The organism is Streptococcus sp. 3874, from assembly GCF_013276425.1.
GTDB classification, from domain to species: Bacteria; Bacillota; Bacilli; order Lactobacillales; family Streptococcaceae; genus Streptococcus; species Streptococcus pseudopneumoniae.
Genome location: NZ_VMLA01000001.1, coordinates 1 through 10,635, shown reverse-complemented (window position 1 = coordinate 10,635; position 10,635 = coordinate 1). Strand labels below are relative to the sequence as shown.

Annotated in this window: 9 protein-coding genes and 5 pseudogenes; 13 read left to right on the top strand and 1 reads right to left on the bottom strand. The window is 40.5% G+C overall.

All coding sequences use genetic code 11. The features are described from left to right. The 13 genes and pseudogenes from HT703_RS00065 to HT703_RS00005 all read left to right on the top strand — a co-directional run. A pseudogene (locus tag HT703_RS00065) lies at positions 1–287 on the top strand (IS30 family transposase); the annotation flags it as partial. Beyond that, positions 288–404 (top strand): annotated as a pseudogene (locus HT703_RS12050) (transposase); the annotation flags it as partial. A gap of 284 nt (positions 405–688) precedes the next feature. Continuing rightward, positions 689–1,567, top strand: a complete 879-nt coding sequence (gene mvk, locus HT703_RS00060) for a mevalonate kinase (RefSeq protein ID WP_000163312.1) — start codon at positions 689–691, stop codon at positions 1,565–1,567. Further along, the gene (gene mvaD, locus HT703_RS00055; protein WP_000373448.1) at positions 1,549–2,502 is read left to right on the top strand and encodes a diphosphomevalonate decarboxylase; all 954 of its coding nucleotides are present in this window, start codon (positions 1,549–1,551) and stop codon (positions 2,500–2,502) included. Before mvk ends, mvaD begins: the two co-directional genes overlap by 19 nt. Further along, positions 2,489–3,496 (top strand): phosphomevalonate kinase, encoded by a 1,008-nt coding sequence (locus HT703_RS00050; RefSeq protein WP_000562398.1) that lies wholly within the window; start codon positions 2,489–2,491, stop codon positions 3,494–3,496. The genes mvaD and HT703_RS00050 overlap by 14 nt, the downstream gene beginning before the upstream one ends. After that, positions 3,480–4,490, top strand: a complete 1,011-nt coding sequence (fni, locus tag HT703_RS00045) for a type 2 isopentenyl-diphosphate Delta-isomerase (protein ID WP_000210663.1) — start codon at positions 3,480–3,482, stop codon at positions 4,488–4,490. Before HT703_RS00050 ends, fni begins: the two co-directional genes overlap by 17 nt. Before the next feature lie 76 nt (positions 4,491–4,566). Then, positions 4,567–5,265 carry a cell wall-active antibiotics response protein LiaF gene (gene liaF, locus HT703_RS00040; protein WP_001224643.1) on the top strand — a complete coding sequence of 233 codons (699 nt, stop codon included), beginning with the start codon at positions 4,567–4,569 and terminating at the stop codon, positions 5,263–5,265. Further along, positions 5,262–6,257: a sensor histidine kinase gene (locus tag HT703_RS00035; protein ID WP_000743691.1), complete on the top strand. Its 996-nt coding sequence runs from the start codon at positions 5,262–5,264 to the stop codon at positions 6,255–6,257. Before liaF ends, HT703_RS00035 begins: the two co-directional genes overlap by 4 nt. Positions 6,258–6,270: 13 nt before the next feature. Then, positions 6,271–6,903: a response regulator transcription factor gene (locus tag HT703_RS00030; protein ID WP_000698415.1), complete on the top strand. Its 633-nt coding sequence runs from the start codon at positions 6,271–6,273 to the stop codon at positions 6,901–6,903. After that, positions 6,904–7,566, top strand: a pseudogene (locus HT703_RS00020) (DNA alkylation repair protein). It begins immediately after the preceding gene. Between the two features lie 426 nt (positions 7,567–7,992). Further along, a complete protein-coding gene (locus tag HT703_RS00015) occupies positions 7,993–9,036 on the top strand; it encodes a serine protease (protein ID WP_202795742.1) in 1,044 nt (347 codons plus the stop codon). A gap of 17 nt (positions 9,037–9,053) precedes the next feature. Further along, complete coding sequence (gene cbpJ / locus HT703_RS00010) at positions 9,054–10,046, top strand: choline-binding protein CbpJ (protein WP_000771147.1); 993 nt, start codon at positions 9,054–9,056, stop codon at positions 10,044–10,046. A gap of 147 nt (positions 10,047–10,193) precedes the next feature. Continuing rightward, positions 10,194–10,418 (top strand): annotated as a pseudogene (locus HT703_RS00005) (IS3 family transposase); the annotation flags it as partial. Positions 10,419–10,495: 77 nt separating this feature from the next. On the opposite strand, the pseudogene HT703_RS12045 reads toward HT703_RS00005, so the two are convergent. After that, a pseudogene (locus HT703_RS12045) lies at positions 10,496–10,635 on the bottom strand (IS66 family transposase); the annotation flags it as partial.

Sequence of the window (10,635 nt, the reverse complement as noted above, 5' to 3'; positions counted from 1 at the left end):
TTATAAGATGTTTTTTGATCTTAGTCCATTATGAGATTGATACGGTTCTGCTTACAAGAGTGAAAAATTATTGTTTACTGCTCTTAACTGATTGAAGGACTAGGCATCAAATTATCCGATTGATTCCAAATAAAAGTGCTGAGGCGGTCAATCAGGCTTTAAAACTCATCTTAAAACAAGACAAGATTCTGTCCATCACGGCAGATAATGGTACAGAATTTAACCGCTTGTCTGATGTATTTTCTGAGGAACATATCTATTATGCGCACCCCTATGCCTCTTGGGAGATTGAACCCTATTTCTCCAAACACCGCACCTATAAATGGCCGAAACGAGTACTTGTTAATGAGACTTTGTACGTCACTAAAACAGGTTGTCAATGGCGCATGCTCCCTCACGACTTTCCTCTTTACTTAACGGTATGGAGTTTCTTTCGTCGTTCTATGACGACAGGTTGGTTCCAGGTCAATGGCAGATGGTACTACGCGCTTATAGCTCAGGTGCCTTGGCAGTGAATACGACTGTAAATGGCTATTCTGTCAACTATAATGGCGAATGGGTTCAATAATGAAAGAAGCGATTGTGAATGGAAACAATCGCTTTTTTTGTGAAAATATAATAAAATAGATAGGAAAGAATTAATACTTGTATGAAAAATAAGACGTTTTTCGTCTAGTAAAAGGAAAAAATGACAAAAAAAGTTGGTGTCGGTCAGGCACATAGTAAGATAATTTTAATAGGGGAACATGCGGTCGTTTACGGTTATCCTGCCATTTCCCTGCCTCTTTTGGAGGTGGAGGTGACCTGTAAGGTAGTTCCTGCAGAGAGTCCTTGGCGCCTTTATGAGGAGGATACCTTGTCCATGGCGGTTTATGCCTCACTGGAGTATTTGGATATCACAGAAGCCTGCATTCGTTGTGAGATTGACTCGGCTATCCCTGAGAAACGGGGGATGGGTTCGTCAGCGGCTATCAGCATAGCGGCCATTCGTGCGGTATTTGACTACTATCAGGCCGATCTGCCTCATGATGTACTAGAAATCTTGGTCAATCGAGCTGAAATGATTGCCCATATGAATCCTAGTGGTTTGGATGCTAAGACCTGTCTCAGTGACCAACCTATTCGCTTTATCAAGAACGTAGGATTTACAGAACTTGAGATGGATTTATCCGCCTATTTGGTGATTGCCGATACGGGTGTTTATGGTCATACTCGTGAAGCCATCCAAGTGGTTCAAAATAAGGGCAAGGATGCCCTACCATTTTTGCATGCCTTGGGAGAATTGACCCAGCAGGCAGAGGATGCGATTTCACAAAAAGATGCTGAAGAACTGGGACAAATCCTCAGTCAAGCGCATTTACATTTAAAAGAAATTGGGGTCAGTAGCCCTGAGGCAGACCATCTGGTTGAAACGGCTCTTAGCCATGGTGCTCTGGGTGCCAAGATGAGCGGTGGTGGGCTAGGAGGCTGTATTATAGCCTTGGCAGATAATTTGACACACGCACAAGAATTAGCAGAAAGATTAGAAGAGAAAGGAGCTGTTCAGACATGGATAGAGAGCCTGTAACAGTACGTTCCTACGCAAATATTGCTATTATCAAATATTGGGGAAAGAAAAAAGAAAAAGAGATAGTGCCTGCTACTAGCAGTATTTCTCTAACTTTGGAAAATATGTATACAGAGACGACCTTGTCGCCTTTACCAGCCAATGTAACAGCTGACGAATTTTACATCAATGCTCAGCTACAAAATGAGGTCGAGCATGCCAAGATGAGTAAGATTATTGACCGTTATCGTCCAGCTGGTGAGGGCTTTGTCCGTATCGATACTCAAAATAATATGCCTACGGCAGCGGGCCTGTCCTCAAGTTCTAGTGGTTTGTCCGCCCTGGTCAAGGCTTGTAATGCTTATTTCCAGCTTGGTTTGTCTCGGAGTCAGTTGGCACAGGAGGCTAAGTTTGCCTCAGGTTCTTCTTCTCGGAGTTTTTATGGACCACTAGGTGCCTGGGACAAGGATAGTGGGGGAATTTACCCTGTAGAGACAAACTTGAAACTAGCTATGATCATGTTGGTGCTAGAGGACAAGAAAAAACCAATCTCTAGCCGTGACGGGATGAAACTTTGTGTGGAGACTTCGACGACTTTTGACGACTGGGTTCGTCAGTCTGAGAAGGACTATCAGGATATGCTGATTTATCTCAAGGAAAATGACTTTGCCAAGATTGGAGAATTAACGGAGAAAAATGCTCTTGCTATGCACGCTACGACAAAAACAGCATCACCAGCCTTTTCTTATCTGACCGATTCATCTTATGAAGCGATGGACTTTGTTCGTCAACTTCGCGAGCAAGGAGAGGCCTGCTACTTTACTATGGATGCCGGTCCTAATGTCAAAGTTCTTTGTCAAGAGAAAGACTTGGAGCATTTATCAAAAATCTTCGGTCAACGTTACCGCTTGATTGTGTCAAAAACAAAGGATTTGAGTCAAGATGATTGCTGTTAAAACTTGTGGAAAGCTCTATTGGGCAGGTGAATATGCTATTTTAGAGCCCGGACAGTTGGCCTTGATAAAGGCCATTCCCATCTATATGAAGGGCGATATTGCTTTTTCTGACAGCTACCGTATTTATTCAGATCTGTTTGATTTCGCAGTAGATTTGGCGCCAAATTCTGACTACAGCTTGATTCAAGAAACGATTGCTTTAGTGGAAGATTTCCTGACTTATCGAGGTCAAACTTTAAGACATTTTTCTCTAGAAATTCGAGGAAAAATGGAACGGGAAGGGAAAAAGTTTGGTCTAGGTTCTAGCGGTAGCGTCGTTGTTTTGGTCATCAAGGCTCTGCTAGCTCTGTATAAGCTTTCGGTTGATCAGGAGCTCTTGTTCAAGCTGGCTAGCGCTGTCTTGCTCAAGCGCGGAGACAATGGGTCTATGGGGGACCTTGCCTGTATTGTGGCAGAGGATTTGGTTCTTTACCAGTCATTTGATCGCCAGCAGGTAGCAGCTTGGTTGAAAGAAGAAAATTTGGCGACTGTTTTAGAGCGTGATTGGGACTTTTCAATTTCACAAGTGAAACCAACTTTAGAATGTGATTTCCTAGTGGGATGGACCAAGGAAGTGGCTGTATCTAGTGATATGGTTCAACAAATCAAGCAAAATATCAATCAGAATTTTTTAAGTTCCTCAAAAGAAACAGTGGCTTCTCTGGTAGAAGCCTTGGAGCAGGGGAAATCCGAAAAAGTTATTGAGCAGGTGGAAACAGCCAGCAATCTCTTAGAAGGCTTGAGCGCAGATATTTATACGCCTTCGCTTAGACAGCTGAAAGAAGCCAGTCAAGATTTGCAAGCCGTTGCCAAAAGCAGTGGCGCTGGTGGTGGTGATTGTGGTATTGCCTTGAGTTTTGATGAGCAATCAACTGAAACCCTAAAAAACCGTTGGGCCGATCTGGGGATTGAGCTCTTATACCAAGAAAGGATAGGACATGACGACAAATCGTAAGGATGAGCACATCCGCTATGCCCTTGAGCAGAAAAGTTCCTATAATAGCTTTGATGAGGTGGAGCTGCTTCATTCTTCCTTGCCTCTTTACAATCTGGATGAAATCGATCTGTCGACAGAGTTTGCTGGTCGAAAGTGGGATTTTCCTTTTTATATCAATGCCATGACAGGTGGGAGTGAAAAAGGTAAAGAAATCAATCAAAAGTTGGCTCAAGTGGCAGAAGCCTGTGGTATTTTATTTGTAACGGGTTCTTATAGCGCAGCACTCAAAGATCCAGCAGATGACTCTTTTTCTGTCAAGTCTAGTCATCCCAATCTCCTCCTTGGAACCAATATTGGATTGGACAAGCCTGTCGAGTTAGGCCTTCAGACTGTAGAAGAGATGCATCCTCTTCTCCTGCAAGTGCATGTCAATGTCATGCAGGAATTGCTTATGCCTGAGGGAGAAAGGAAGTTCAGAAGCTGGCAATCGCATCTGGCAGACTATAGCCAGCAAATTCCTGTTCCTATTGTTCTCAAGGAAGTGGGCTTTGGAATGGATGCCAAGACCATCGAGAGAGCCTATGAACTGGGTGTTCGTACAGTGGATTTATCAGGTCGTGGTGGCACCAGCTTTGCCTATATCGAAAACCGTCGCAGTGGCCAGCGTGATTACCTCAATCAATGGGGACAGTCTACCGTGCAGGCCCTACTCAACGCCCAAGAATGGAAAGACAAGGTCGAACTCTTGGTTAGTGGAGGCGTTCGGAATCCGCTGGATATGATTAAGTGTTTGGTCTTTGGTGCCAAAGCTGTAGGACTGTCACGAACAGTTCTGGAATTGGTTGAAACCTATTCAGTTGAAGAAGTGATTGGTATTGTTCAAGGCTGGAAAGACGATCTGCGTTTGATTATGTGTGCTCTTAATTGTGCCACCATAGCAGATTTGCAAAAAGTAGACTATCTTCTTTATGGAAAATTAAAAGAAGCAAAGGATCAGATGAAAAAGGCGTGACCACCGCCTTTTTTCCATCCTCAGACTGAGGTGACTTTTTTGAAGTGTGATAAAATAGAAAGGAGAGGATCAACCTATGAGAAAATTTAAAATCTTTTTATTTATCGAAGCCTGTCTTTTGACGGGAGCTCTGATTTTGATGGTTTCAGAGCATTTTTCACGTTTTCTGCTGATTTTATTCCTCTTTTTGCTTTTGATTCGCTATTACACTGGTAAAGAGGGCAATAATCTTCTTTTAGTGGTGGCAAGCATTCTCTTCTTTTTCATCGTCATGCTCAATCCTTTTGTGATTCTAGCTATTTTTGTTGCGGTCATCTATAGTCTCTTTCTTCTTTACCCGATGATGAACCAGGAAAAAGAGCAGACAAATTTGGTTTTTGAAGAGGTTGTGACGGTTAAGAAGGAGAAAAATCGTTGGTTTGGCAATCTCCATCATTTTTCAAGTTATCAAACTTGCCAGTTTGATGATATCAATCTCTTTCGTCTCATGGGCAAGGACACCATTCATCTGGAGAGGGTGATTCTAACCAATCATGACAATGTCATTATCCTCAGAAAGATGGTAGGAACGACCAAAATCATTGTACCTGTAGATGTGGAAGTCAGCCTTAGCGTTAACTGTCTCTATGGGGATTTGAATTTTTTCAATCAGCCCAAGCGAGCCCTTCGCAATGAACACTATCATCAAGAAACAAGAGACTATCTCAAGAGTAACAAGAGTGTCAAGATTTTCTTGACTACTATGATTGGGGATGTGGAGGTGGTCAGAGGATGAAAAAACAAGCCTATGTAATCATTGTTCTCACCTCCATCTTATTTGTCTTGTTTTTCTCCCACAGCTTGATGGAAATCCTTGATTTTGACTGGTCTATTTTCTTGCATGATGTCGAAAAAACAGAAAAATTTGTCTTTTTGTTGTTGGTGTTCAGCATGTCCATGACCTGTCTCTTAGCCCTATTTTGGCGAGGTATTGAAGAGCTTTCTCTAAGAAAAATGCAGGCTAATCTCAAGCGTTTATTGGCAGGGCAAGAAGTGGTTCAAGTTGCAGATCCAGATTTGGATGTCAGTTTCAAGTCCTTGTCAGGTAAACTTAACCTTTTGACAGAAGCTCTTCAAAAGGCTGAAAATCACAGCCTTGCTCAGGAAGAGGAAATCATCGAGAAAGAACGGAAGCGAATTGCTCGGGATTTGCACGATACCGTCAGTCAGGAGTTGTTTGCGGCTCACATGATTTTGTCAGGTGTCAGTCAACAGGCTTTGAAATTGGATAGAGAAAAGATGCAGATCCAGTTGCAGAGTGTCACAGCTATTGTAGAAACTGCCCAGAAGGATTTACGGGTCTTGCTCTTGCATTTGCGACCAGTTGAGCTGGAGCAGAAGAGTCTGGTTGAAGGAATTCAAATCCTTTTAAAAGAGCTTGAGGATAAGAGTGATCTCAAGGTTAGTTTCAAGCAAAATGTGACGAAATTGCCTAAAAAAATCGAGGAGCATATCTTCCGTATTCTGCAAGAGTTGATCAGCAATACCCTTCGCCATGCCCAGGCATCTTGTCTGGATGTCTATCTCTATCAGACAGATGTTGAATTGCAGCTGAAGGTGGTGGACAATGGGATTGGTTTCCAGTTAGGGAGTTTAGACGACCTGAGTTATGGACTACGCAATATCAAGGAGCGGGTTGAAGATATGGCAGGGACGGTTCAGTTATTGACAGCTCCCAAGCAAGGACTGGCAGTTGATATTCGTATTCCCCTGCTCGATAAGGAATGATAAAGGAGTAAAGATGAAAATTTTACTGGTAGATGACCATGAAATGGTCCGATTGGGCTTGAAAAGCTACTTTGACCTCCAAGACGATGTAGAAGTTGTGGGCGAGGCTGCAAATGGGTCTCAAGGTATTGACTTGGCATTGGAATTGCGTCCAGATGTTATTGTCATGGATATTGTCATGCCTGAGATGAATGGAATTGACGCGACCTTGGCTATCCTTAAAGAATGGCCTGAAGCCAAGATTTTGATTGTAACTTCGTACTTGGACAATGAAAAAATCATGCCTGTCTTAAATGCTGGTGCTAGGGGCTATATGCTCAAGACTTCTAGTGCCGACGAACTACTCCATGCCGTCCGTAAGGTGGCTGCTGGGGAGCTGGCCATTGAGCAAGAGGTCAGCAAGAAGGTCGAATATCACCGAAATCACATGGAACTTCATGAGGACCTAACTGCGCGTGAGCGAGATGTTCTCCAACTGATTGCCAAGGGTTACGAAAATCAGCGCATCGCTGATGAACTTTTTATCTCTCTTAAGACGGTCAAGACCCATGTGTCCAATATCCTTGCCAAACTTGAGGTCAGCGATCGCACCCAGGCAGCGGTCTATGCCTTTCAGCACCACTTGGTGGGGCATGAGGAGTTTTAGATGAGTTTAGCAGATTTACTTGAGGAGCTAGAAGCAGCAAAAGACTCTAAAAAGCAAGACCCATGGAAGCCCATATGCGCCATCAATTTTCTTTTCTAGGTATTGCGGTGCCTGAAAGAAATAAACTCTATAAAAATATTTTCCAGAAGCGAAAAAACAAAGATTATCGATTGGGATTTTGCAGATACTTGCTGGGAAAAAGAATCTAGAGAATACCAGTATGTGGCTGCTAACTATTTGAAAGCAATGCAGTCTTATTTAAAGGACAGCGATTTGCCTAAGCTAGAGCAGTTGGTTGTTACCAAGTCTTGGTGGGATACGGTGGATATCCTAGATCGAGTAGTAGGGAGTTTGGTGTATGAGAAGCAGGAACTGGAAAAAATAACCCTCCAATGGAGCCTGTCAGACAATATCTGGTTGAGACGCGTCGCTATTGACCACCAGTTATTAAGAAAAGAGAAGACCAATACTCAATTAATGGAAAAGATTCTCCTTCATAACTTGAACCAAACAGAATTTTTTACCAATAAAGCCATTGGCTGGACTCTGCGAGACTACTCCAAAACGAATCCAACTTGGGTAACATGCTTTATTGAGAAAAACAAGGAAAGAATGGCTGAACTTAGTATCAAAGAAGCAAGCAAGTACCTCTATCGTGATTGAAAAGCGCAGTCATTAATTGAAAAGTTTACCTGTTTATGTGATAATGGAGGGTATTTACAGAAGGTGATAGATTTCTTGATTCTATAGTAGATTGAGAAATTTAGAATAGTATGCTATAATCACATTAGGAGGATAAAAATAATGAAGAAAACGTTTTATAAAAAATTGGGTATTTCAATTATTGCGAGTACTTTATTGGCTAGCCAGTTGTCGACAGTATCTGCTTTGACTGTTATTTCTAGTACAGGTGAAGAATATGAGGTGAGTGAAACATTACAGGAAAGTCCAGAAACTAATAATTTTTCACTTCCTGAGATTTCGCCAACATATGGTTCATATTACCAAAATCAATCAGAAGTAATTATCGGTAATGATGATTTGGTTAAAATTGATAATACTCTACAATATCCGTATTCAACTTCAGCTATGGTTTTGTCTGAGTACAATGGTGTAGCCAATGGAACGAATATAGAAGGAAGAGGAAGCGCGAATTTTATTAAAGATAATGTTTTAATTACAGCAGCTCATAACTTCTACAGTCATAAATATGGAAAAGAAGCGGATGCTATTTATGTACTTCCAGCAGCTAGTCCAGATCAGGAACCATTTGGAAAGATCAAGGTTAAGGAAGTTCGTTATTTGAAAGAATTTAGAACTTTAAATTCTAGAGATGCATCGAAATATGACTTGGCTCTATTAATTCTAGAAGAGCCTGTTGGCGCAAAATTGGGAACACTGGGGCTTCCAAATAGTCAGAAAAATTTGGCTGGAACACCAGTGACGATTACAGGATATCCATCATATGATTTTGGAATTCATCAAATGTATACAGATAAAAAACAAGTTTTAAGTGATGATGGTACTTTTTTGAATTATCAAGTTGATACTTTGGGGGGATCAAGTGGATCTGCTGTTTATGATGCTAGTCACCGTGTAGTCGGAGTACATACTTTGGGAGATGAAGCTAACCAAGTTAATAGCGCAGTAAAATTAAATGAACAGAATTTATCATTTATTTATTCAGTACTTAAAGGATATTCTCTTGAAGGATGGAAAAAATTAAGTGGCAGTTGGTACTATTATAAACAACATGATAAACAAACGGGTTGGCAGAAAATAGATGATACTTGGTACTATCTAGATGCTTCTGGTAAGATGCTTACAGATTGGCAAAAAGTAAATGGAAAATGGTATTATTTGGGAACCTCTGGTTCAATGGCAACAGGTTGGAAAAATGTACGAGGCAGATGGTATTACTTAGATAATAAAAATGGTGATATGAAGACTGGTTGGTATAAAGATGGTTCAACATGGTACTATCTAGATCCTACTAATGGAGACATGAAAACAGGTTGGATAAAAGTAGGAGGAAACTGGTATTATCTTAACTCAAGTGGAGCTATGGTAACAGGTAGCCAAACTATCGATGGTAAAGTTTATAATTTTGCTTCATCTGGTGAGTGGATTTAATATTGGAGGACATATAAATGAAACTTTTGAAAAAAACTATGCAAGTTGGACTGACAGCATTTTTCTTTGGTTTGCTAGCTACAAATACTGTTTTTGCGGATACCACAGGTGGCCAATTTGTTGATAAGGATAATAGAAAATATTATGTAAAAGATGCTCATAAAGCAATCTATTGGCATAAAATAGACGGAAAAACTTACTATTTTGGTGATAAAGGAGAAATGGTAGTTGGATGGCAATACTTAGAAATTCCTGGAACAGGTTATCGTGATGATTTATTAGATAACCAACCAGTTAATGAAATCGGCCTTCAACACAAGTGGTACTATTTTGGACAAGATGGGGTACTACAAGAATTTGTTGGCTGGAAAGCATTAGAGATTAAAACAAAAGACAGTGTTGGAAAAGAGTACGGGGAAAAACGTGAAGATTCAGAAGATAAAGAAGAGAAGCGTTATTACACGAACTATTACTTTAATCAGAATCATTCTTTAGAGACAGGTTGGCTTTATGATCAGTCTAACTGGTATTATCTAGCTAAAACAGAAATTAATGGAGAAAACTATATTGGTGGTGAAAGACGTGCAGGTTGGATAAATGATGGTTCAGCTTGGTACTACCTTGATCCAACAACTGCTGCAATGCAAACAGGATGGCAATATCTAGGTAATAACTGGTACTATCTCCGTTCATCAGGTGCTATGGCAACTGGTTGGGTGAAAGATGGCTCAACTTGGTATTATCTAGATGCTCAAAATGGTGATATGAAGACAGGTTGGGCTTATGTTGGTAACAGTTGGTACTACCTTCGTTCATCAGGTGCAATGTCTACTGGTTGGGTGAAAGATGGTTCAACTTGGTACTACCTAAATGCAAGTAATGGAGATATGAAGACAGGCTGGTTCCAAGTCAATGGTAAATGGTACTATGCCTATGGTTCAGGTGCTTTAGCTGTTAATACCACAGTAGGTGGTTACTACTTAAACTATAATGGCGAATGGGTTAAGTAATGAAGGCTAATGGTAAACTGTGATGGATATTTAACTTTGTATAATAGGTGGATAAAAGTCTTTAAAATAGGAAAAAACGCATAATATTAGGTGAACTGCACCCCAAAAGTTAGACAGACAAAATCTAACTTTTGGGGTATTTTTATTATGAAATTAACTTATGATGATAAAGTTCAGATCTATGAACTTAGAAAACAAGGATATAGCTTAGAGAAGCTTTCAAATAAATTTGGGATAAACAATTCTAATATTAGGTACATGATTAAATTGATTGATCGTTACGGAATAGAGTTCGTCAAAAAAGGAAAAAATCGTTACTATTCTCCTGATTTAAAGCAAGAAATGATTAATAAAGTCATACATGAAGGCTGGTAACCGCCCAATAACGAAGTATATTGAAAGATCTCCAGACTAGAGAACTCACGGATAGTTCCTAATCTGGAGATTTCTTATTTGCACTTTTCTTGTACAACTTTAGTCCATGGTAAATAAGCCTCTAAAACCTCTTTGTTTACGAGAGTTTCCTCGTTTGGAAGACATTCTAGAAGATAGGATAGATATTTTTCACTATTTAGTTGATGACGTTTAG

What these genes read in the sequence shown, in the direction of transcription:
- liaF (WP_001224643.1), top strand. Translation starts at nt 4,567, where the DNA reads ATGAGAAAATTTAAAATCTTTTTATTTATCGAAGCCTGTCTTTTGACG.
- fni (WP_000210663.1), top strand. Translation starts at nt 3,480, where the DNA reads ATGACGACAAATCGTAAGGATGAGCACATCCGCTATGCCCTTGAGCAG.
- mvaD (WP_000373448.1), top strand. Translation starts at nt 1,549, where the DNA reads ATGGATAGAGAGCCTGTAACAGTACGTTCCTACGCAAATATTGCTATT.
- HT703_RS00015 (WP_202795742.1), top strand. Translation starts at nt 7,993, where the DNA reads ATGGTTTTGTCTGAGTACAATGGTGTAGCCAATGGAACGAATATAGAA.
- HT703_RS00030 (WP_000698415.1), top strand. Translation starts at nt 6,271, where the DNA reads ATGAAAATTTTACTGGTAGATGACCATGAAATGGTCCGATTGGGCTTG.
- HT703_RS00050 (WP_000562398.1), top strand. Translation starts at nt 2,489, where the DNA reads ATGATTGCTGTTAAAACTTGTGGAAAGCTCTATTGGGCAGGTGAATAT.
- cbpJ (WP_000771147.1), top strand. Translation starts at nt 9,054, where the DNA reads ATGAAACTTTTGAAAAAAACTATGCAAGTTGGACTGACAGCATTTTTC.
- HT703_RS00035 (WP_000743691.1), top strand. Translation starts at nt 5,262, where the DNA reads ATGAAAAAACAAGCCTATGTAATCATTGTTCTCACCTCCATCTTATTT.
- mvk (WP_000163312.1), top strand. Translation starts at nt 689, where the DNA reads ATGACAAAAAAAGTTGGTGTCGGTCAGGCACATAGTAAGATAATTTTA.